This is a genomic window from Paenisporosarcina sp. TG-14 (assembly GCF_000297555.1).
Taxonomy (GTDB): Bacteria; Bacillota; Bacilli; order Bacillales_A; family Planococcaceae; genus Paenisporosarcina; species Paenisporosarcina antarctica.
The window spans coordinates 120,700-143,956 of record NZ_AMGD01000002.1; the positions used below are offsets into that span (position 1 = coordinate 120,700).

The 23,257-nt window shown below is 37.7% G+C and carries 25 protein-coding genes; 23 read left to right on the forward strand and 2 right to left on the reverse strand.

What is annotated here, in order from left to right:
• Positions 1-27 precede the first annotated feature (27 nt).
• From C406_RS0100915 to C406_RS0100950, 8 genes are all read left to right on the forward strand, one after another.
• Entirely contained in the window at positions 28-1,758 is a 1,731-nt protein-coding gene (locus tag C406_RS0100915; RefSeq protein WP_017378701.1) for a SulP family inorganic anion transporter, read from the forward strand.
• A 41-nt stretch (positions 1,759-1,799) separates the two neighbouring features.
• Positions 1,800-2,138 carry an ArsR/SmtB family transcription factor gene (locus tag C406_RS0100920; RefSeq protein WP_017378702.1) on the forward strand — a complete coding sequence of 113 codons (339 nt, stop codon included), beginning with the start codon at positions 1,800-1,802 and terminating at the stop codon, positions 2,136-2,138.
• Positions 2,139-2,664: 526 nt separating this feature from the next.
• On the forward strand, positions 2,665-3,993 hold the full coding sequence (locus C406_RS0100925) for a phenylacetate--CoA ligase family protein (RefSeq protein WP_017378703.1): 1,329 nt from the start codon (positions 2,665-2,667) through the stop codon (positions 3,991-3,993).
• 29 nt (positions 3,994-4,022) lie between these two features.
• Positions 4,023-4,901 (forward strand): branched-chain amino acid ABC transporter permease, encoded by an 879-nt coding sequence (locus C406_RS0100930; protein ID WP_017378704.1) that lies wholly within the window; start codon positions 4,023-4,025, stop codon positions 4,899-4,901.
• Complete coding sequence (locus C406_RS19150) at positions 4,901-5,944, forward strand: branched-chain amino acid ABC transporter permease (protein WP_017378705.1); 1,044 nt, start codon at positions 4,901-4,903, stop codon at positions 5,942-5,944. Before C406_RS0100930 ends, C406_RS19150 begins: the two co-directional genes overlap by 1 nt.
• Positions 5,931-6,716 (forward strand): ABC transporter ATP-binding protein, encoded by a 786-nt coding sequence (locus C406_RS0100940; protein WP_017378706.1) that lies wholly within the window; start codon positions 5,931-5,933, stop codon positions 6,714-6,716. Before C406_RS19150 ends, C406_RS0100940 begins: the two co-directional genes overlap by 14 nt.
• Entirely contained in the window at positions 6,713-7,453 is a 741-nt protein-coding gene (locus tag C406_RS0100945) for an ABC transporter ATP-binding protein (protein ID WP_017378707.1), read from the forward strand. The genes C406_RS0100940 and C406_RS0100945 overlap by 4 nt, the downstream gene beginning before the upstream one ends.
• Positions 7,454-7,470: 17 nt before the next feature.
• Positions 7,471-8,655 carry an ABC transporter substrate-binding protein gene (locus C406_RS0100950; RefSeq protein ID WP_017378708.1) on the forward strand — a complete coding sequence of 395 codons (1,185 nt, stop codon included), beginning with the start codon at positions 7,471-7,473 and terminating at the stop codon, positions 8,653-8,655.
• A 255-nt stretch (positions 8,656-8,910) separates the two neighbouring features.
• Here C406_RS0100950 and C406_RS0100955 read toward each other — a convergent pair whose 3' ends face one another.
• The gene (locus tag C406_RS0100955) at positions 8,911-9,357 is read right to left on the reverse strand and encodes a hotdog fold thioesterase (protein WP_017378709.1); all 447 of its coding nucleotides are present in this window, start codon (positions 9,355-9,357) and stop codon (positions 8,911-8,913) included.
• A gap of 625 nt (positions 9,358-9,982) precedes the next feature.
• On the opposite strand from C406_RS0100955, the gene C406_RS0100965 reads away from it, so the two are divergent.
• The 14 genes from C406_RS0100965 (at position 9,983) to paaX (ending at position 21,538) form a co-directional block, all read left to right on the forward strand.
• Positions 9,983-11,008, forward strand: a complete 1,026-nt coding sequence (locus C406_RS0100965; protein WP_017378711.1) for an NAD(P)/FAD-dependent oxidoreductase — start codon at positions 9,983-9,985, stop codon at positions 11,006-11,008.
• A gap of 41 nt (positions 11,009-11,049) precedes the next feature.
• A complete protein-coding gene (locus C406_RS0100970) occupies positions 11,050-11,289 on the forward strand; it encodes a ferredoxin (RefSeq protein ID WP_026045564.1) in 240 nt (79 codons plus the stop codon).
• Positions 11,290-11,470: 181 nt separating this feature from the next.
• Entirely contained in the window at positions 11,471-12,430 is a 960-nt protein-coding gene (paaA, locus tag C406_RS0100975; RefSeq protein ID WP_017378713.1) for a 1,2-phenylacetyl-CoA epoxidase subunit PaaA, read from the forward strand.
• A gap of 19 nt (positions 12,431-12,449) precedes the next feature.
• A complete protein-coding gene (gene paaB, locus C406_RS0100980; protein WP_017378714.1) occupies positions 12,450-12,794 on the forward strand; it encodes a 1,2-phenylacetyl-CoA epoxidase subunit PaaB in 345 nt (114 codons plus the stop codon).
• The gene (gene paaC, locus C406_RS0100985) at positions 12,791-13,603 is read left to right on the forward strand and encodes a 1,2-phenylacetyl-CoA epoxidase subunit PaaC (protein ID WP_017378715.1); all 813 of its coding nucleotides are present in this window, start codon (positions 12,791-12,793) and stop codon (positions 13,601-13,603) included. The genes paaB and paaC overlap by 4 nt, the downstream gene beginning before the upstream one ends.
• Positions 13,604-13,628: 25 nt before the next feature.
• Positions 13,629-14,129 (forward strand): 1,2-phenylacetyl-CoA epoxidase subunit PaaD, encoded by a 501-nt coding sequence (paaD, locus tag C406_RS0100990; RefSeq protein WP_017378716.1) that lies wholly within the window; start codon positions 13,629-13,631, stop codon positions 14,127-14,129.
• Positions 14,130-14,147: 18 nt separating this feature from the next.
• Positions 14,148-14,450: an EthD family reductase gene (locus C406_RS0100995; protein WP_017378717.1), complete on the forward strand. Its 303-nt coding sequence runs from the start codon at positions 14,148-14,150 to the stop codon at positions 14,448-14,450.
• A complete protein-coding gene (locus tag C406_RS0101000; protein WP_017378718.1) occupies positions 14,450-15,226 on the forward strand; it encodes an enoyl-CoA hydratase in 777 nt (258 codons plus the stop codon). The genes C406_RS0100995 and C406_RS0101000 overlap by 1 nt, the downstream gene beginning before the upstream one ends.
• A gap of 12 nt (positions 15,227-15,238) precedes the next feature.
• Positions 15,239-16,012 carry an enoyl-CoA hydratase-related protein gene (locus C406_RS0101005; protein ID WP_017378719.1) on the forward strand — a complete coding sequence of 258 codons (774 nt, stop codon included), beginning with the start codon at positions 15,239-15,241 and terminating at the stop codon, positions 16,010-16,012.
• Positions 16,013-16,025: 13 nt separating this feature from the next.
• Positions 16,026-17,543: an aldehyde dehydrogenase family protein gene (locus C406_RS0101010; RefSeq protein WP_017378720.1), complete on the forward strand. Its 1,518-nt coding sequence runs from the start codon at positions 16,026-16,028 to the stop codon at positions 17,541-17,543.
• Between the two features lie 78 nt (positions 17,544-17,621).
• A complete protein-coding gene (locus C406_RS0101015) occupies positions 17,622-18,494 on the forward strand; it encodes a 3-hydroxyacyl-CoA dehydrogenase (RefSeq protein WP_017378721.1) in 873 nt (290 codons plus the stop codon).
• On the forward strand, positions 18,491-19,696 hold the full coding sequence (locus tag C406_RS0101020) for an acetyl-CoA C-acyltransferase (RefSeq protein WP_017378722.1): 1,206 nt from the start codon (positions 18,491-18,493) through the stop codon (positions 19,694-19,696). Before C406_RS0101015 ends, C406_RS0101020 begins: the two co-directional genes overlap by 4 nt.
• A 96-nt stretch (positions 19,697-19,792) precedes the next feature.
• On the forward strand, positions 19,793-20,569 hold the full coding sequence (locus tag C406_RS0101025) for an enoyl-CoA hydratase-related protein (protein WP_017378723.1): 777 nt from the start codon (positions 19,793-19,795) through the stop codon (positions 20,567-20,569).
• 90 nt (positions 20,570-20,659) lie between these two features.
• The gene (paaX, locus tag C406_RS0101030) at positions 20,660-21,538 is read left to right on the forward strand and encodes a phenylacetic acid degradation operon negative regulatory protein PaaX (RefSeq protein ID WP_017378724.1); all 879 of its coding nucleotides are present in this window, start codon (positions 20,660-20,662) and stop codon (positions 21,536-21,538) included.
• 66 nt (positions 21,539-21,604) lie between these two features.
• On the opposite strand, the gene C406_RS0101035 is transcribed toward paaX, so the two are convergent.
• Positions 21,605-22,132: a gamma carbonic anhydrase family protein gene (locus tag C406_RS0101035; protein ID WP_017378725.1), complete on the reverse strand. Its 528-nt coding sequence runs from the start codon at positions 22,130-22,132 to the stop codon at positions 21,605-21,607.
• Between the two features lie 84 nt (positions 22,133-22,216).
• Here C406_RS0101035 and C406_RS0101040 point away from each other — a divergent pair, with 84 nt between their 5' ends.
• Positions 22,217-23,191, forward strand: coding sequence for an NAD(P)H-dependent flavin oxidoreductase (locus tag C406_RS0101040; protein ID WP_017378726.1), 975 nt, complete (start codon positions 22,217-22,219; stop codon positions 23,189-23,191).
• Positions 23,192-23,257: the final 66 nt, after the last annotated feature.

The following is a 23,257-nucleotide window of genomic DNA, read 5'->3' on the forward strand; positions in this document are numbered from 1 at the left end:
ACAAATATAAAAAAGAGAAGGTTGCGTATGAAGAGAAAATTTAACTTTAGTGGGAGATATAGTGGATATTCACTACAAGGTTTTCAAAAAGATTTATTGGCAGGTCTTATCGTTGCCGTTATTACTATCCCGCTCGGAATGGCATTCGCAATTGCTTCTGGCGTAAAACCTGAGTATGGATTATACACGAGTATCATCGGTGGTGTACTAATTGCAATATTTGGTGGATCTAAATATCAAATAGGCGGACCTACTGGCGCATTTGTTCCCATATTATTTGGAATTGTCATGGTGTATGGATATGAAAATCTGTTAATTGCAGGGTTTTTAGCTGGTATCATCTTATTATTGATGGGTATTTTTAAGTTTGGATCTTTGATAAAATTTATTCCTAGACCTGTAACAATTGGTTTTACTTCCGGAATAGCTGTTATCATTTTTGTAAGTCAAATTGCCAATTTCCTAGGACTAACAGGTGTAGAAAAACATGAAACATTTTATAGCAACCTTCGAGAAATAATTATACATTTTCCAAGTATTAATTTTTATAGTGTCCTGACAGCTGTAATATGTCTTATTATAATAATACTAACACCAAAATTTTTCCCTAAAATTCCTGGACCACTAATCGGTTTAGTGCTTTCGACTATTGCTGCTAGTCTACTTTTTCCAAATCAAGTAGCTACGATTGGTTCAACCTTTGGGGAAATACCAAATACACTTCCTAACTTTCGGATTCCCGAAATTACGTTCGAGAGAATTCAACAGATGATTGTTCCAGCATTTATTATTGCTGTACTTGGTAGTATTGAATCTTTACTTTCTGCGGTTGTCGCAGACGGTATGACTAATACTAAGCATAATAGTAACCGTGAATTAGTCGGTCAAGGTATCGCAAATATTGTCACTCCATTATTTGGTGGGATTCCAGCCACTGGAGCAATTGCTAGAACAGCGACAAATATTAAAAATGGAGCTGTTTCTCCATTCTCAGGTATTATCCATGGTGTTATTGTATTACTTATCTTAATGCTTTTTGCGCCGTTTGCATCGAGTATTCCATTAGCGAGTATGGCACCGATATTAATGGTAGTCGCTTGGAATATGAGTGAACGCCATATTTTTTATCAGTTGTTAAGAACTAAAACAACCGATTCAGTCGTTCTAACGGTTACTTTTTTACTTACGATTTTTGTAAATCTTACAGTCGCAGTGGAAATAGGTCTTCTATTAGCTGGTCTTTTACTTATAAAAAGGATGAGTGACACTGTAGTTACAGTAAAAGGACTTCCTAACCCACAACATAAGAATGATAAAATAGATGAGAGTATGGTGTCATCAATTCATGACTGTCCTCAAATTAGTATTTATACAATAGATGGTCCTTTATTTTTTGGAGCTGCACAAGCTTTTGAACAAACGATTATGAAAGCTATTGACTTTAAACCTAAGGTCTTGCTGTTAAGAATGGGGAAAGTTCCCTTTATGGATACAACCGGAGAAGCCTATCTCACTAGTATTGTAAAAGACTTCTCCAGACATGGTGTCGTACTAATTTCAGGAATTAAACCACAACCTAAAAAACTATTAATAAATACTGGGTTAGCTGATTTATTAGGTGAAGAACATTTTTTTGAACATACAGGAGATGCCATTAATTCGGCATTGGAGCATTTAAATAGAGATAAATGTTTAGGATGTAAACATTTTGCTTTTAGAGAGTGTACGGCATTATCTAGTGGTACTTACGAAAAGTAGAAAAGTAAATTTATTGTATGGAAAGAAAGAGAGGCAATCACATGAATCATGAACTTGGTCAATTTAAATCCGACTTTTTTAAAGCGCTCGCACATCCTCTTAGAATTAAAATTCTTGAGCTATTGGCCGAAGGAGATAAGAACGTAAATGAGATTCAAACAATTGTTGGTAGTGAAGGATCGGCTGTCTCACAACAATTAACCATCTTAAGAGCTAAAAATATAGTGGTTGGGACCAAAGAGGGAAATCGGGTGGTCTATTCTTTAAGAGATCCTATGATTGCTGAATTGCTTCAAGTAGCTCGACAAATTTTTAATAACCATCTGGTTGATACAATCACGATGTTAGATAAATTTAATACTGATGATTTCGAAAAATAAGATGAATTATTAATAATAATCTACAAAGTTAAATATGATGAACTCGAAGTGCTAGGATAACAATCCTAGCACTTCGAGTTTTTTGTGTTTTCATAGTGTTTGCTCACAAATAAATTAAATCCTGAATGTTCTTATAAAATGATTTATTAGAATTTTCAGAGATTACTATTGACTTCTTTGTTAATCACCATTAATCTGTAATCATATTACCAAATATAAATATATCGTTTCTAAAACGTTATACTCTAAAAGTAATGCTAATTTAATATTTATTAATGCAATCACGTATAACTATATTTGTAATTGCGTTCACTTTTCGTTATGCGATAATTACATACATTTAATTAAGGGGGATTAGGAATGATGAATTTAAATATGCCGAATGTAACCCATCGTATTAATAGAAGGTTTGATTAATAAACAAGTAAAGCTAATATTAATTCTTGTTTTCATGAATAAAAAACAAGAAAAGTAATGAGTGATTAAAATATTATAAAAATATAACTTTGAATAAGGGGGAAATGATATGTATAATCCGGAAATTGAATCAGCATCACGTACTCAAATGCAAGAATGGCAGTTGAATGGACTAAAGTCAACAGTAAAAAAGGTATATGAAAATGTAGATTTTTATAAAAAAAAGTTTGATGAGCTTGGAATTAAACCCGAGGATATTCAAACTATTGACGACATTACTAAACTTCCATTTACGATAAAGAAAGATTTTCGTGATACGTATCCTTACGGACTATTTGCAGAACCATTGGAAAATATTAATCGAATTCACGGTTCATCAGGAACAAGCGGAAAACCGACAATAGTTGGTTACACCAAAAACGATTTAAAGAATTGGGGAATTATAGTTGCAAGAGCAATTGTTGCAGCGGGTGGCAAAAAGTCAGATGTCTTTCATAACGCATACGGTTACGGATTATTTACTGGTGGTCTAGGACTTCATCAAGGAGCAGAAGAACTTGGTGTTATTACAGTTCCAATTTCTGGTGGAAATACAGATCGACAAATTACATTAATTAACGACTTGAAGCCCCGAGGTATTTGTGGAACACCTTCTTACATTCTAAGCATTGTTGAAAAGATGGAAGATATGGGAATTGACCCACGGGAGACTAATCTTGATTACGGTATTTTCGGAGCGGAAGTATGGTCAGAAGAAATGCGTTCTACTCTTGAAAAAAAACTGAATATTAAAGCAGTTGATATTTATGGGTTAAGTGAAATTATGGGACCTGGTGTAGCAGTTGAGTGTCATGAAGAACAGAACGGACTTCATATAGCAGAAGATCATTTCTATGTAGAAGTAATTGATAAGGATACACTTCAGCCTGTTGAGGATGGAGAAAGTGGAGAACTTGTCTTTACTAGTCTTCAAAAGGAAGCGCTACCAATTATCCGCTATCGTACTGGAGATATAGCGTCTATCAACCGGGAGCAATGTAAATGTGGAAGAACGACTACCCGAATGTCACGTATCAAAGGCAGGACTGATGACATGATTATTATTCGAGGTGTGAATGTTTTTCCATCTGAAATGGAAAGAGTACTTCTCCAAGTAAGGGGACTCGTACCAGTTTATCAAATCCATTTAATACGGAAAGGGGCAATGGATGGTATAGAGCTACATGTAGAGTGTGAAACGATTCTTTTCGATGAAGTTGGCAAAGATTTAAAACACGATACAATCACTCTGTTAAAAAGAACTATTCAACACCAAATGAAATCGACTTGCTTAATTACGATTGATATTGTTGTGAACCCGCCTAAAACTATTCCACGTTCGGAAGGAAAGGCAATCCGACTTGTCGATAAAAGGAAACAAAGCCCATTGGGGGTATAATCTAGCAAATCGGAAAAGGAGTGTGTATAATGGGGGACTTTTTTCAGTTTACTTTAACAGGACTGACAATTGGCAGTATTTACGCAATTGTCGCCCTCGGCTTCGTTACTATTTATAGTGTTACAAAGGTTATAAATCTAGCTCAAGGAGAATTTGTGATGTTGGGTGGATTGACGATGTACTCTTTATCGTCTTTTGGAATGCCCTACTGGCTAGGATTTATAGTCACAATTGTCTTTGTTTCAATAATAGGTTGGTTAATGGAGTTTGTTCTAATTAGAAGGGCAAAGGGAGCAAATCCCATTAGTCTTATCATATTAACAATCGGAACGGCTATATTTATCCGCGGAATAGCAAGTATGGTGTGGGGAAAAGATCAATTACGTGTTGACCCATTTACGGAAAATAAACCAGTCAATATTGTAGGAGCCACAATTACACCGCAAGCAATTTGGGTTATTTTAATAATGCTTGTTGTGGTCTCACTACTTTATATTCTTATTAATAAAACAATGGTTGGTAAAGCATTTCAAGCTTCCTCAATCAATCCTTTAGCAGCACGATTGATGGGAATCAGCCCGAAAAAAATGGCATCACTTTCATTTACATTGAGTGCAGCGCTCGGAGCATTGGCTGGACTAGCTATAGCACCTATTATGTTTCCATCTTACGACATGGGTACAATGCTTGGTATTAAAGGTTTCTCAGCGGCAATATTGGGCGGCCTTGGAAGTGCACCAGGAGCTGTAATTGGTGGGTTATTGATCGGGTTATTGGAATCGTTAGGTGCTGGTTATATTAGCTCTGGGATGAAGGATGTGATTACGTTTTCTGTAATTCTTTTAATCTTGTTAATTCGTCCAAGTGGCATTTTGGGTGAAAAAAGCGTTGGAAAAGGAGGATTATGATGAAACTGCAAGGGGTTCAACAAACAAAGTGGATGGGCGTACTTATTTTTACTTTAGCGGTCCTTATATTCCCGCTTATAATCACACAGTCATTCTACTTAACGCACGCAACATTCGCAGGCATATATGCTATTATCGCGATTGGTCTCGGATTATTGATGGGTTATGCAGGACAAATATCACTTGGACAGGCAGCCTTTTATGGCATTGGTGCATATACAACTTCTATATTGACAGTAACAATGGGTTGGAGTCCATGGATAACCCTACCATTAGCACTAATTATTCCAGGATTGCTAGCTTTTATTATGGGCTATACGATGTCTCGATTAAGCGGGTACTATCTAGCAATGGCGACGCTCGCATTAGGAATAATTGTACATACACTATTGGTAGAATTTCGTGGAGTGACAAAGGGGGCATCAGGATTTTTTGGAATTCCTCAACTTGAATTATTTGGTTACACGATTAATCAAGGAGTTCCTTATTATTACCTCGTATGGTTTTTTGTCATCATCGTTTTAATTCTTTCATTAAATATTGTTCATTCGAGAGTTGGTAGAGCTCTTCGATCTATTCATGACAGTGAAATAGCTTCTAGTTCGATGGGAGTGAATACAGGGAAATATAAAATGCAAGTATTCATTCTAAGTGCCATGTTTGCCGGACTGGCCGGCTGGTTGCTTGCGCATATGAGCTATAGTATTTCACCGTCAATGTTTACATTTAACGCATCAATTCTTTTCTTGGCGATGGTTGTACTGGGAGGAAGCGGTAGTGTATGGGGGGCACTAATAGGTACATTACTAATTAAGATGATTGGTATTGTCGTCCATATGCTTGGAGGTAAGTTTACTTTCATTACAAGTGACTTTGAACATGTCATTTACGGCTTAATTTTAATGCTTGTTGTCATTTTTGTACCTCGGGGATTGTTCCCTACTGCAGCTGATTGGATTAACTCTATATTGTCAAAAAAGTCGACTATAAAACTAGATAAACCTAGTGTTATGAAAGCGAGGCGGTTTGATGTTAAAGATTGACTCTATTACAAAGAAGTTTGGTGGCATTGTTGCAAACAATGAAGTTTCATTTACGGTTGGAGATGGACAAATCGTCGGTCTAATAGGACCAAATGGTGCAGGAAAAAGCACAATGTTTAATATGATCTCATCTATTTATCAACCTACTACCGGAAGTATTACATTTTTAGGAAATAGAATTGATAAACTACCTGCTTATCAAGTTGCGCCGTTAGGAATTTCTCGTACTTTCCAAAACATACAGGTATTTAAAAGTATGACGGTAATTGAGAATGTAATGGTTGGTCAACATATGCAAACAAAGACCAATTTTTTGGGAATGGTGTCACTTCTTCTAGGATCAAGAAGTGAGGAGAAACTAGTATATGACAAGGCCATGAGTTATTTAGAATTTTTTGGTATGGAGAATCTTTTTGATCAGAAGGCAGCTAGCTTATCACTCGGAAAGTTACGTCTACTTGAATTTGCAAGAGCGTTTGCCACACAACCGAAACTGCTATTACTTGATGAAATAGCTGCTGGACTGAATCATAAAGAGACGTTGGAAATGAGTGAATTAATTACTAAAGTGCGTGATTCAGGTGTGACAATTTTAGTTGTAGAGCATGACATGGATCTTGTCATGAGAATTTGTGAGAAGATTATCGTTTTAGATCAGGGCACGAAAATAGCCGAAGGAACACCGAAAGAAATCCAAGAGAATGAAGCCGTGATTACCGCCTACTTAGGTGCTGATATAGATAATAGTGAAGTTATGGAGGGGGTGGTATGAGTAAAAGTAAATTAATAGATGTTATAGGTTTATCGGTCAGTTATGGTCCTATTCAAGCGTTAAATAACATTTCTTTATCTGTTAATAAAGGAGAAATCGTTGCATTGCTTGGAGCAAACGGAGCTGGTAAAACAACATTATTGCAAACGATTTCAGGACTTTTAAAACCTACTGAAGGTAAGATATTGTATCAGGGTACTAACATTACTGGAATGGAAGCAGAAAAAGTTGTTGAAAAACATCTTGTGCACGTTCCTGAACACCGACAAATATTTTCAACGATGACTGTACTAGACAATTTATATTTAGGTGCCTATCATCATCGTAAAAAAACAAAGATGAAAAATATTGAAAATAATATTGAAAAAGTTTTTAATTTATTTCCAATTTTAAAAGATAGGAAGGATCAGTTAGGAGGAACGATGTCTGGTGGGCAACAGCAGATGCTAGCTATCGCAAGGGGAGTAATGTCTGAACCAGAGTTACTTCTACTTGATGAACCTACTCTCGGATTAGCACCTCTTATTGCGAAAGATGTACTTGAACTTGTCAGGAATTTACGTGCTGAATTCGGTACGACAGTATTGTTGATTGAACAAAATGTTACGGCATCGTTAAAAATTGCTGATCGTGGCTATGTAATTTCCCACGGTATGATTGTCAAAAGCGGGAACTCTAAACAGTTGTTAAATGATCCTGAAGTAAAAGAAGCTTACCTTGGTCACACAGTAAACTAAAATGGGGGATAAATATAATGAAGAAATTACTTTTAACATTACTTATGGCTATAATGGCCACAATGATTCTAGGAGCATGTAGTGATAGTGCAAACAAGAAAACTGGTGATGAAGACTCAGAGGTGAGTGAATATAAAATCGGAGTTATCTACTCAAAAACTGGACCAAATAGTCCACTTGGTGAGCCGGAATGGAATGCTACTAAGTTAATAGAAGAGAAAATAAATAGCGATGGCGGCATAAACGGAATACCATTGAATATTGTTATGGCTGATGATGAATCAACTCAAGAAAAAGCGACACAGGAAGCAAATCGCTTGATCAATGATGAAGAGGTTCTTGTACTTCTTGGTTCATCTGGTAGTGGTGAGAGCCTTGCGATTAAAGGGATTGCTATGCAACAGGAAGTTCCAATGATTTCGGCGGCAGCAAGTACACATATCGTAGAACCTGTTGAAGATTCAAAATGGGTATTCAAAACACCTCAATCTGACAGACTTGCGGTTGAGCGTGTTTATATTTACATGAATGAGCAGGGAATCAACAAGATTGGAACCATTGTTGACTCTAACGCATTTGGTACAAGTGGACTCGAACAGATGGAAGCACTTGCAGATGAATATAATATTGAAATCGTAGCAAAAGAAAGCTACAACACCAAAGATCCGGATATGAGTGCGCAACTCACAAAAATTAACAGTGCAAAAGCACAAGCGATTCTTGTTTGGGGTACAAACCCTGGTCCAGCAGTAATCGCCAAAAACACACGTGCATTAGGTATCGACTTACCAATTATCGGTAGTCACGGAATTGCAAATCAAAACTTTATTACATTGGCTGAGAATGCTGCTGAAGGTGTAATTATTCCAACGGGTAAGCTACTCTTCCCGAGTCAGATTTCAGCCGACGATGTCCAGTATGACGTTATTTCTTCCTTTTACAAAGATTACACAGATAAGTACGACAGCGAGCCAACTAACTTCGGCTCATACGGCTATGATAACTTGATGCTAGTTATCGACGCATTGGAAAGCGGAGCAACTGATCGTGAATCAATTCGTGATTATTTAGAAAATGATGTTACCGATTGGGTTGGAACAACTGGTGTATTTAACTACACAGATAAAGATCATAATGGTTTAACGGCTGATAGCTTAGTAATGGCTGTAGTAAAAGATGGAGAATGGATTTTACTTAAATAATCAATAAAATAACCAAGATACCACTTTCGGTATCTTGGTTATTTTATTGGAGGAAACTTATTTTTCATGACCTAGAGTTTATATCAATCTTTTAAGTAATGAAAGCTCGACCATTAAGAACCCTCCCGCGAGGTTTAGTTTAATAACTAAGCCATGCAGAAGGGTTCTTATTTCCCACTTTATTAGAATTCTCAGATGAAATTAATTTTAAGAAGAATTCTTAATTGAATTAAATGAACGATCAAGATTTACTTGTTACTCAATCGATATGAAGTATTCGTTTTTTCGATAAACCATTCCTTGCATCGTTGCAAGGAGCTCTTTTTCATTTCTTATCTCGATATTATACCAAGCAAGACGGTGGTTTCGTTTTTCTTCGCGAGCAACAGCCATGATTGTTTCACCAGGAAAACCTGAAGACATAAAGTTCATTGTCGTTGTAACTCCAACAGCAGTTTTTCCGAATGAGTTACTCGCAACCGCAAAAACGTAATCAGCTAGTGAGAATAAAACTGCTCCGTGAACTGTGTTATGTGAGTTCAACATATTGTCAGTAGGAACTAATACTGCTGTGGCCGTTCCAGGTCCGAATTCGGTTAGCTTCATGCCGAGAAACTGTGCGTAGGGCTCATTTTCTAAAATGTTGCGAATTTCATCATAGTGTTCCTTGTGTACAATAGATTCGTCAATGCGCTTTTGCATTATGCCACACCTTTCATTATTCAATATTTTAATGAAATTACTCCCGATCGTAATATTGTTGCAAAAGGATTATTATAATTATTGATTTTTTGAGTTAATGCTTAATAGAAAAAACCTTGAAAAGCGCAGTGAAATTGACGCCACTAACTATCGCATTCCGGTAGCATTCCGTTTCACCCAGGAAAGCCTTCATCATTTAAATATTCTTCCTCCTTAACTATAATATTTTAATATCATGAAACATAAATTAAACGACAGACGAGAAATAGATATATTACTACTCAAAACAATATCACATATAATTGGAATAGTGAATTAAATTAAGTGATTTTAATGAATTTTCAGAAACTAGTGTTGACAGTGTTTTGGTTTTCCATTAAAATAATTTGTATAACACATATTAAAGTTAACGTTTAAATTAAGTTATATAACTAAGTTGATTCGCTAAACCGAGGGGGTGTCTTATTTAAATCAATACAATACATGTAAATTACTGTTACTAATTAAAAAGGCATGTGGAACAGGAGAATAAGTCTGAAGGTATCCTTAATTTAAATAATAACTGTTAAATTGGAATATACACTTAAACATTGAAGAATAAAACTGGGAAATGAGGAATTTATTAATGAATAACGATAAAAAAGTCTTCGATTTGATTGTTATTGGTGGGGGGCCTGTAGGGCTATTTACTGCATTTTACGCAGGTATGAGAAAAATGTCAGTCAATATTATTGAAAGCCTACCACAACTTGGTGGCCAGTTATCTGCTTTATATCCTGAAAAATATATTTATGACATTGCTGGATTCCCAAAAATAAGAGGACAGGACCTCATTGATAATTTGACAGATCAAATGTCTCAGTTCGAGCCGGTTATCACACTTGAACAGGATGTTCAACAAGTGGAGAAACAAGAAAATGGAATTTTTAAACTGACGACAAATTGTGCAGTTCATTATTCTAAAGCCATAATTATTACAGCGGGTAACGGTGCATTTCAACCAAAAAAAATTAAACTTAATACATCGGATAAATTTGAAGGAAAAAACTTGCATTACTTCATAAAAGATTTAAATCAGTTTGCAAATAAGAATGTACAAATATTTGGTGGGGGTGACTCTGCTGTTGATTGGGCACTAATGCTTGAACCAATTGCCAAAAAAGTGACACTTGTACATCGTAGAGATAAATTTCGTGCTCATGAGTCTAGTGTTGAAAACTTAATGAACTCAACTGTCAATATCATGACCCCTTACGTGCCTATAAAATTTATTGGTGAGAATAAAATAGAAAAAGTTGTTTTTGAAAAAGGAAAGAGCCTTCAAGAAATTATAGTTGAAGTTGATGAAGTCATCGTAAATTACGGTTTTGTTTCTTCACTTGGATCGATTAACGATTGGGGCCTTGAAATAGAAAAGAATAGCATTGTTGTCAACTCAAAAATGGAAACAAATATAGAGGGTATTTACGCAGCAGGAGACATATGTACGTATGAAGGAAAAGTGAAATTGATTGCAAGTGGATTTGGCGAGGCACCGACGGCGGTTAGTAATGCTAAGGTTTACGTCGATCCAACTGCAAGAGTACAAGCAACTCATAGTACAACGCTTATGGAGCAAGTGGTAACCGAGAAAGTAAAAATGATACTTTGAATGACATCAAGTTCGATAAAAAATGTGAAGGGATGAGTGGTATGGCTAAATATACTATTGTTGATCAGACAACATGTATCGCCTGTGGAGCATGTGGAGCGAGTGCCCCAGAAATATTTGATTACGACAGTGAAGGCTTTGCGTTCGTAAATCTCGATGATAATAAAGGACAGTCCAAAGTGGATGAAGATTTATACGATGATTTAGAAGATGCATTCGAAGGATGCCCAACGGATTCAATTAAAGTATCAGAACACCCTATTATTCTTGAGGAAGTTTAACTTAGTTATTTAAGTATTCTAAATATAATAGAATGGAAAACAATTAAATTTATCAGAACATTTGATTTTTATATATTGATGTAATATACTGACTTTATATATAACTATATTATACAACTCCGTTAAAATGTCGTTATATACACCAGCAGGATTACATACCTTAAATAAAGGGGGATCTTAAATGACGAGTTTACTCAATACGGCAGAAGAACAGGTAGAACAGTTAGGACTCTTTATGCAGCGAATTGAAGCTGGGGATAAAATTGAAGCAGATGATTGGATGCCTGAAGAGTATAGGCAGACATTGATTAAATTAATTTCCATGCATGGAATGAGTGAAATAATGGGGGCACTACCTGAGAAGGAATGGGTACCCAAAGCACCTACTCTTAATAGAAAGCTAGGCATAATGGCGAAGGTTCAGGATGAAATGGGACATGGTCAACTTCTTCTTCGAGTAACAGAAGATTTACTTTTGCCATATGGCAAAAATCGTGGAGATTTAATGCAAGACTTATTCAACGGAGACTTAAAATTCCATAATGTTTTCCACATGGAAACAAAAACATGGGCAGATGCAGGAGTTATAGGCTGGTTGGTTGATGGAGCGGCTATCATTACACAAACAAATATGCTTAAAGCTTCATACGGACCATACGCTAGAGCACTGCAGCGTATTTGTGCAGAAGAAGTATTTCATGCTCAACACGGTGAATCAATTATCATGGCGTTAGCAGAAGGAACAGATGAGCAAAGAGCAATGGTCCAGGAATCTTTAAATCGTTGGTGGGAAGCTTTGCTTATGTTCTTTGGACCTGCCAGCAAAGAAACAACAGGTTCATCTAAACAAGACTTGACGATTAAATATAAGATCCGTACAAAAACAAATGAAGAATTTAGACAACTATTTTTTGACAAATACATTCCACGAATATTATCACTCGGGTTAACGATTCCTGACCCAACTCTCAACTATGATGCAGAAAGCAATTTGTGGTCGTACAAACAGCCAGATTGGAATGAATTTAAGAAAATCATTAAAAACCAAGGACCACGTTCACAAGAACGTCTGAATCTGCGCCGTCATTCTTATGAATATAATTCATGGGTACGGGATGCACTAAGCGCAACAGTCAGATAGAGAAAGGAGACAGAGAATAATGGCTGAAGAGAATTTTTATCAAGAATTTGAAATTTTTAGCAAGCGAACGTCGAGCTCGGCATTTCAGTACCAATTTAGCTTACTTGCTCCAAATGAAGATATGGCATTCGTTTTGGCACAGGAAAATTTCATGCGTCGCGAACCGGTTGCTGACATTTGGATTGTAAATAGAAAGCACATTAGAAAAATGAGTAGCGAAGAGAAAATGACTCTCGGTAGGCTTGAAAATAAAGATTACCGCACGACCAAAGGATATGGCTACTTAAAGAAAAAGTGGCGCAAGTATGAACAAGGAATGTTGGATGAAAAAGAGATACTGTCATGGGGAGGGGAAAGAAAATGAAAAGTCATGATAAGTTAATGAGCCCCGAATATATTGAAGCGACTAAAGACTTGTTATTGCAACTGGCGGATGATGACTTTATGTACTCCTACCGTGGATCTGAATGGCTAGGACTCGCTCCCCATATTGAGGCAGATATCGCTTCTTCTTCAATTAGTCAAGATAGCATGGGGCATGCAGCAATGTACTACAAGCTTCTTGAAGATTTAGGTGTGGGAGAAGCTAATGAACTTGCTCATTGTCGCGTGGCACACGAAAGAAAAAACAGCATATTGACTGAACGGGTTAATGGTGAAGGCTACTATATGGAAACACCCCAATATGACTGGGCATATGCAGTTGTAAGAAGTTATTTTTACACACAGGCGAAAAAGATAAAGATTGACTCTTTATGTGAAAGTTCATACAGACCAGTTGCAGAAGCGGCTGTAAAAGTGAGAATGGAACTTTATTATCACAGACTACACTGGGAAACATGGTTTAAACAATTAATGAGTTCAACGGAAGTAGCGAAAAAGAAAATGCATGATGCTATTACCCTCGTAATGGATGATTTTGGAGATGTATTTTCCTATGGCAACCAAAAGCAAGCGATTGAGACTAATAGACTAATAGGTACCGAGGAAGAATTAAAGGAAAATTGGAAAACAAGTATTGCCCCAGTGTTTCTTGCTCTTCAAATGGAAGTTCCATTAATTCCAGATAACCCCATTAAAAATGGGCGGAACGGAGAACATACGAAAGACTTGGATGAAGCACTTATCACACTTTCCGAAGTTTACAATCTTGATCCAGTTGCAGTCTGGTAATCAGTATATGGAAAGGAGTATCGTAATGACTAAACTTGTAGAAGTTTCTACCGAGCTCGTATATCAAGTATTAATGAATGTAAAAGATCCTGAAATTGACTCTGTCAGCATTATTGACCTTGGAATGGTGGAAGAAGTCACCACACAAGGAAATAACGTAAAAGTAGTTTTACTTCCGACTTTCTTAGGATGCCCTGCACTTGAGATTATTAAATTAAATACAATGAATGCTCTCAAAAAATTGCCGGAAGTTGGCAATGTTGAAGTAGATTTCGTCTTCCACCCTCCATGGACGTCAGACCGTATTACAGAAAAAGGACATGTGAATTTGCGGAAGTTTGGAATTGCTCCACCACCTCGTCATTTTGAAGAAGACGGCTCTTGGCACGTAGATTGCGCATATTGTGGATCTACATACGTGACTATGGATAATATTTTCGGACCTACTGCATGCAGAAGTATTTTGTATTGTAAGAGTTGTAAAAACGTATTTGAAGCAATGAAACCTGTTTCTACACTAATGTAAAGTGAGGAGAATAGTAAAATGGCTAAATTAATCGCACTATATAAACACCCTGAAAACAAAGAGGAATTTGATAATCACTATTTTAATGTACATGGACCCCTAACAGCTAAAATTCCTGGACTTCGTGAAATGAAAGTGACTAAAGTTACAGGATCTCCAATGGGTGGAGAAGGGAAATATTACCTTACATGTGAGATGACTTACGATAACTTGGAGGCATTGCAGCAAGGTTTACGCTCAGCTGAAGGGAAAGCTTCTGGCAAGGATTTGATGGGATTTGCAGGGAATCTAGTAACATTAATGATTGGTGAAGATGCTTAATGAGCAATTTTGATTTCATTGAAACTTACTCAAAGGGAAGCACTGCTGTAATTGAACTGAATCGTCCCCGTCAGTTAAATTCTTTGAATACTAAAATGATAAGTGAAATAGTTGTAGCAATGGAGGCATTTGATCGTAACGAAACTGTCCGTGTCATCGTACTGACTGGAAAAGGTCGAGCCTTTTCAGCGGGAGCAGACATCGATGAAATGACTGAAGCTAATCCAATCAGTCTGGAATTATTGAATCAATTTGCTGAATGGGATCGTTTAGCACTTATTAAAAAGCCAATCATTGGCGCGGTTCATGGGTTTGTTTTCGGTGGTGGATTCGAGCTTGCTCTTTGCTGTGATGTACTAATATCAGCAAGTAATACCGAATTTGCATTTCCAGAAGTCGGTCTTGGCGTAATGCCCGGTGCAGGTGGAACGCAGCGCCTAACTAAACTTGTCGGGCGCACAAAAGCATTAGAATGGCTATGGACTGGAGAACGTATTTCTGTGGAAGTAGCTCTAAAACACGGAATCATTAATAAAATCGTAGCACCAGAACTTTTAATGGAAGAAACGATGAAGTTTGCAGGCAGACTCTCTAAACAGCCACCACTGTCCATGCGTCTGATAAAGGACTCGGTGAATAAAGCAGTGGACTCTTCTTTATATGAAGGAATGCAATATGAACGTAAAAACTTCTACCTATTGTTTGCAACTCAAGATCAAAAAGAAGGCATGAATGCTTTTATTGAAAAAAGAATACCGGATTATCAAGGGAAGTAAGGAGGTTCTTGAATGTTTGAGACAATTCGCTATGATGTCAAAGACGGAATTGCATGGCTTTATTTAAATAGACCTACCAAACTGAATGCATTTATTGCACAAATGAACCGTGAAGTTAAAGAAGCGATCAAAGCTGCCTCCAATGATGACCAAGTTCGTTGTGTTGTTATTTCAGGTGAAGGACGGGCATTTTGTTCAGGACAGGATTTATCAGAAGTCGATGAGAATATGGATCATGGCCAAGTGTTAAGAGATCATTACGGTCCAATGATTATGCAAATTAGAAAATGTGAAAAACCGATTATCGGAGCAATTAACGGTGTTGCAGCTGGGGCAGGATTCAGTCTTGCACTTGCATGTGATTTCAGGCTTGTATCGGAACGTGCTAGTTTTTTAAACGCTTTCGTACATGTTGGTCTCATACCGGATTCTGGTAATCTCTATTATTTAACACAGTTAGTCGGTCAGGCTAAAGCTGCAGAACTATCTATTTTGGGAGAAAAAGTATCTGCGTCTGATGCAGTAGATATGGGTCTGGCAAATCGACTAATATCAGTGGAAACATGGGAAGAAGATGTTACTGCATTTGCAACACGCCTTGCTGCATTACCAACAAAAGCAATCGGGTTAATTAAACGTTCATTGAAAGCGGTTACAGAACTTTCTTTTGAAGATTACCTTGAGCAAGAAGCACAAGGTCAGCGAATAGCAGGCTTAACTAACGATCATCGTGAAGGCATCAATGCATTTATGGGAAAAAGAAAACCTGTTTATTCAGGTCAATAGGGGGAGTAAGAATATGACAGTAATTAGAGAAAATAAAATTGAGCAAGAATCGACGAAACGAGACTTTTATCATTTAATTATTAATGGAGAAAAAGTGAAAAGCAGTACAGGTGAAACAATTAAAACATATAATCCAGCAACTGGTGAACTAATCGCTGAAGTCGCAAAAGCATCAAAAGAAGATGCAAATAAAGCAGTAGCAGCGGCTCGTGATGCGTTTGATAACGGTAAATGGAAGAAGTACCCGATTGGCCGACGTGCACAAGTATTGAATAAAATTTCCTCTATTATGCGTACTCGCTTCAACGAAATCGTTGAATTGGAAATACTAGACACTGGTAAATCTCTTCATGCAGCACAAGGTCAAGTCACTCAAGCAATTGAAGATTTCGAGTTTTATGCAGGCGCCATCGTTGGGCATCGTGGAACAGTAAACAACGTACCTGGTCAATTTCATAACTACACTGAAAAAGAGCCAGTAGGCGTTTGTGCGCAAATCATTCCGTGGAACTATCCGCTCATGATGGCTGCTTGGAAAGTGGCACCTGCTATTGCGGTAGGATGTTCTGTTATCGTTAAACCGGCATCTCTCACTCCTTTAACGGCTATTATCCTGGGAGAAATTTGCCTTGAAGCAGGTGTACCTGCAGGTGTAGTAAACGTTATTCCAGGCTCTGGCGCTGATGTAGGAAACTTTTTAGTTGAGCATCCAAAAGTGGATAAAGTGGCATTTACAGGTTCAACGCCTATAGGAAAAGACATCATGGGCAAAGCTTCTCAAACGTTAAAACGAGTCACACTTGAACTTGGCGGTAAATCACCGAGTCTCGTATTTGAAGATGCGGATATCGATGCTGCAGTTGATGGCTCTTTATTTGGAATTTTCTACAACTCAGGTCAATCATGTGAAGCTCGTTCACGATTATACGTCCATGAAGATATTTACGATGAATTCATGAGCAAATTTGTAGAAAAAACAAAAAAATTACAGTTAGGCAACCCATTTGATAAAACAACACATATGGGTGCAATTATCGATCAAGGACAACTCGATACAATTGACGGTTATGTTCAATCCGCTAAGAAAGAAGGAGCAGAAATCCTTGCCGGCGGTAATGTTGCAAAACCTGAAGGCTACGAAAATGGATTCTGGTATGAGCCGACAATCATCTCAAACGTTAATCATGACATGTCAATTGTTAAAGAAGAGATTTTCGGACCAGTAGTCGTTGTTATGAAGTTTAAAGATGAAAAAGAAGCAATTCGATTAGCAAACGATACAGAGTTCGGCTTAGGTTCCGCTGTTTGGTCAAAAGACGGGGCACGTGCGACACGTGTTGCAAATCAGATACAAGCAGGAATCGTCATGATAAACTGCCCATTTTCTGCATTTCCTGGAACGCCATTCGGTGGCTATAAGCAATCTGGATTCGGACGCGAGTTGTGTATTGAAACACTAGATCTCTACTCTGAAACGAAAAGCATACTATCATACTACGGTAGCCGTCCTCTGAATCCCTTTGGACTGTAATAAATAAATGAAGTTACGGACAGGGTTTTTTAAAACCTCTGTCCGTATTCTTTCATTATAATAAGGAGGAGTGAAATAATGATTAAACATATCGTTGTCGTCGGTTCAGGAGTGATGGGCAGGGGAATAGCATATGTCGGCGCAATTGGTGGGTACACTATGACAGTTGTTGACATTAATGAATCTGCATTGCAAAATGCAAAGCAAGAAATTGATAATATTTTCGAAAAAGGTCTTGCGCGTGGAAAGATTTCAGTAGATCAAGTCAACCAAGCTCGCCAGAATTTAAGTTATGAAAGCGACTTATCCAAAGCAGCTGGGTACGCAGATTTAATTATTGAAGCTGTCCCTGAAAAAATGGCTATAAAAAAGCAAGTGATTGAAACAATTGAAGAACATGCATCTTCTGAATGTTATTTTGCAACAAATACATCAACGATGAGCCCGACTGAAATCGCTTCTTTTGGTAAACGACCAGATAAAACAATTGCAATGCATTTTTTTAATCCTGTACATAAAATGCCTCTTGTAGAAATTGTACGGGGCTTGGAAACGAGCGATGAGACAGCCCAAAGGATTAGAGAAGTAGCTGAGAAAATGGGCAAAGAAACCGTCGTTATTAATGAATTTCCAGGATTCGTCACAAGCCGAATAAGTGCGCTTGTTGGTAACGAAGCCTTTTACATGCTCCAAGAAGGCCTAGGAACGCCAGAAGAAATAGATAAAGCAATTAAGTTAGGTTTAAATTATCCAATGGGACCATTCGAACTCGTGGATCTCGTCGGACTCGACACACGTTTAAGTAACTTGAAATACTTACATGAAAAACTTGGAGAAAAATATCGTCCTGCGCCACTTCTAGAACAATATGTAAAAGCTGGACGCCTAGGACGAAAAAGTGGCAAAGGTGTATATGACTATACAATAGAAGAAGAGTTGGTTACGAAATGATAGAGGTCGTTATAGTAGATGCTGTTCGTACACCAATCGGAAGATATAATGGCGCGTTAAAAGATGTACGTCCCGATGACCTAGGAGCTGTCGTTATTAAGGCTCTTGTCGAACGGAATCCAAACCTTCTGACAAGTGAAATTGAAGAAGTTATATTTGGAAATGCAAATCAAGCAGGAGAAGATAACCGTAATGTTGCGCGTATGTCAGCATTGCTCGCTGGTCTTCCTGTCAAAGTGGCAGGGACCACTATTAATCGTCTTTGCGGTTCAGGACTCGACGCCGTAATGTATGCAGCAAGAGCTATCGCAGTAGGCGATGGCGATATTTACATTGCTGGAGGAACAGAAAGTATGACGCGTGCGCCGCTCGTTATGGCTAAGCCTGATAAAGCCTTTGGACGAGGCAATATGGACCTACAAGATACAACAATCGGCTGGCGATTTACCAATAATAAGCTAAAAGAAATGTACGGCACAGATTCTATGCCACAAACAGCTGAAACGGTTGCGCAGCGTTATAATATAACTAGAGAAAATCAAGATTTATTTGCTTATAAAAGTCAACAACTAGCAAAAAAAGCGATGGATGAAAATCGATTCGCTGAAGAAATCGTCCCGGTGGTCTATATAGACCGGAAAGGTAACAAAATTACTGTAGATCAAGATGAGCATCCTCGTCCTGATACAACGCTTGAGAAACTTGCAAAGCTGAAACCAATATTTGATGGTGGCACCGTTACAGCAGGTAACGCTTCAGGCGTAAATGATGGAGCTTCTGCGTTACTCCTTATGAGTGCCCAAAAAGCAAAAGAACTGAATTTCAAACCACTAGCTCGATACGTCGCTGGAGCAACAGCTGGGCTCGAACCGGATGTAATGGGTCTTGGTCCAATTTTCGCTTCTAGAAAAGTACTGGAACGTGCAGGACTCACGACAAATGATCTTGGTCTTGTGGAATTGAATGAAGCCTTTGCTTCACAATCACTTGAATGTATACAACAGTTAGAATTAGACGACAAAATCGTAAATGTAAACGGTGGAGCAATTGCATTTGGACATCCTCTTGGTGCTAGTGGCGCACGTATATTAACAACACTTCTATATGAAATGAAAAAACAAAATGTTAAATACGGTCTAGCAACGATGTGTATCGGAGTTGGTCAAGGAATTGCTGCAATTATTGAGAATGTAAACGAATAATCATTATATAAAGACTGTCCCTAAAGCCCAGACATTTTTAAGAAGATCTGTGGCAGGAGTAGGACAGTTTTTCCATTCGAAAAGGAGACTAAATATATGACAACTATTTTATATAGAAAGCAAAACAACATTGCCTATGTGACCATTAACCGAGAAGAATCATTAAATTGCTTTAATTACCAAACACTTCATGAGCTTAAGGAAGTGACGGACTCGATTTCTCTTGACCCAGAAGTTAAAGTGGTCATTTTTACTGGAGCAGGAGATAAATCATTTAGTGCTGGAGCTGATTTGAAAGAGCGGAAAACTTTGAATGAAACTGAAGTTCGAAGAAATGTGAAAGAAATCAGAGACGTATTCAACGGCATTGCAAGTCTCCCTCAGCCAACAATAGCCGCAGTCAACGGCTATGCGTTAGGTGGCGGCTTTGAATTGATGATTGCATGTGATTTCTCAATAGCAGCAGAAGGAGTGAAGATGGGTCTGACTGAAACAAGTTGGGCAATCATTCCGGGAGCTGGGGGAACGCAGCGTCTCCCAAGACTTGTTGGAGAGATGAAGGCGAAAGAGCTAATTTTCACCGCAAGAAAGTTCACAGCAGAAGAAGGTTTGGATCTTGGAGTCGTTTTGAAAGTAGTGAAGAAAGAAAATCTTCTTGTTACCTGTGAACAGCTTGCATTCAATATCATGAAAAATGGACCAGTTGCAATTACGCAAGCAAAGTATGCGATTACGCAAGGCATGAACACCGACCTGCACACTGGACTTGCAATTGAATCGAAAGCTTACGAATTAACTATCCCAACAGGAGATCGAATGGAAGCGCTTCATGCATTCAGTGAAAAAAGAGATCCGATATTTACAGGTAATTAATTTTCATTTTAGAAATATAACTATATAATGAGGGAAGGGATGTATCATGATACATCGTTAATCAGTGTAAAGAAGAAAGAGTGAGAATACATGGCGAATACACAATCAATGATTTTTACAATATATGGCGACTATATTCGTCATTACGGAAACAAGATTTGGATTGGGAGTTTAATTCATTTATTGAAAGAGTTTGGTCATAATGAACAATCTGTTCGTGTAGCGGTTTCTAGAATGATGAAGCAAGGATGGCTTGATTCGGAGAAAAAGGGGAATAAAAGCTATTATTTCATGACCCCTCGTGGAGAAACTCGAATTGAAGAAGCTGCAATCCGTATTTTCAAATTGATGCCAAACGATTGGGATGGGAAATGGCGTATTCTTATGTATACAATTCCCGAAGAAAAAAGGCAGATTCGCGATGAACTTCGTAAAGAACTTTTATGGAGTGGTTTCGGTAGCTTTTCAAATGGGTGCTGGATTTCACCTAATAATCTTGAAAAGGAAGTGAACCTTCTCATCGAGAAGTACGGTATTCAATCATATGTAGATTTCTTCGTATCTGAATATAAAGGACCACAAGCGGACAGAGCACTCGTTGAAAAGAGCTGGCCACTTCAAGAAATTGCTGAAAGATATCAAGAATTCATATCGACGTATAGCAATCAATTCATTGTCCATCATAGTATGATGAATAAAGGACAAATGACGAATGCAGAGTGTTTCGTAGAAAGAACAAACCTCGTTCATGAATACCGGAAGTTCCTATTTTCTGATCCAGGGCTACCTAAAGAATTGCTACCGGAAATATGGAACGGTAATCATGCTGCTCTTTTGTTCGAGTCATATTATAAGTTGCTTGCGCAATCGGCTAGTCAGTTTTTTGAAATGGTTTTCCAAGAAGACAATGACATGCGAAGGAAAGACAAGTCGTATGATGCAGATAATCATCCCTTTATACTTGAGTGAATTTTTTTGAAAAAATCGATTTCTTTATATTAAAAACTGGGTGCCTATTGGCAACCCAGTTTTTAATTAGTCGTTTACTTTATTTGGAAATATTTCCCTATAATCGTATCCTTTTTGAACATATGTATCAATGGATAGTTGTATCATTTCAAGATCTTTGTCATTCAATTCCCTTACAACTTTTCCCGGTGACCCAACAACTAGTGACCTGGGTGGAATTTTCTTGCCTGGGGGAATTAACGTGTTGGCACCGATAATGCATTCTTCACCAATTTCCGCATGATCAAGAATAGTTGAACCCATACCGATAATCGAGCGTTTTCCGACTTTGCAGCCATGTAGAATTACATTATGTCCAACTGTAACTTCATCTTCTACTACAACAGGAGCATCTTCATATAAGTGAATAGTTGAATTGTCCTGGATGCTACATCTTTTTCCAATAAAGATTAGTCCTTCATCTCCTCGTAATACCGTATTAAACCAAATAGTTGATTCTGCCCCTACTTGAACTTCCCCGATAATTTTAGATCCCGGAGCTAAGAAAACTGTAGAATCCACTACAGGTGTTTTCCCTTTATAAGTGATTATCAAAAGTTTTACCCCCATTTTTCTAATTATTGCAATTGTTTTATTACTGCATTTACTATAACATATTTAAGTAGAGGTGGATAATAGATGAAATACGTTTGTGAAATGCTCGGAATTGACTATCCAATTATTCAAGGTGGTATGGGGAATATTAGTAATGCCCAGTTGACTATTGCTGTATCAGAGGCTGGAGGGCTCGGAACAATTGGATGTGGAACGATGACTCCAATTGAAGTGGACAATATTATAAGAGAAACAAAAAAACAAACGAATAAGAATTTCGCGGTTAACATAGCAATTAGTGTTTCTTCCTATACTAACGAGCTGATTGATCTGGTTATCAAACATAACGTTCCAATTATTTCCCTTTCAGCAGGGAATCCAGTGCCTTATATTGCAAAACTACATGAACATGGTATCACCGTCATTGCACTCGTTGCTTCAGTCAAACATGCACTAAAAGCGCAAGAGGCGGGAGCGGATATTCTCGTTGCCGAAGGTTTTGAAGCTGCTGGCATCAACTCTAGCCTTGAACTTACGACATTTACGCTAATTCCACAAATAGTAAATAGCGTTAAAATACCTGTAGTTGCAGCAGGGGGAATTGGTGACGGTAAAGGACTCGCAGCTGCTCTTATGCTCGGAGCAAGCGGTGTACAAATAGGCACTCGTTTAATTGCAACGAAGGAAGCGCCATTTCACGATGTTTACAAGCAAAATCTGGTGGATGCTAGTGATACAGAAACAATAATTGTAGGGCGAACCGTTGGAAGGCTGAGAAGGCTTTTAAAGACAACTTATTCAAAAAAACTTATTGAATTAGAAAAGTCAGGAATCACACTAGAGCAGTTTGGTGAAATGACATCTGAAAAACAACACATCAAGGGTGCAATCGAAGGAGATATGGATAATGGGTTTATTAATAGTGGTCAAATAGCAGGGTTGATTCATCATATTCCCAATGTAAAAGAGTTACTTGATAGCATGATGGACGAAGCAAATAAACAAATTAAGCAAGCAGGAAATGAATTAGATACTCTTATTAAAAAAGCAGTTAAATAATAAAAAAGGGTCTTACCTAGGTTTTGTGAACTAAGGGAGGACCCTTTATTAAGAATTACATAATAG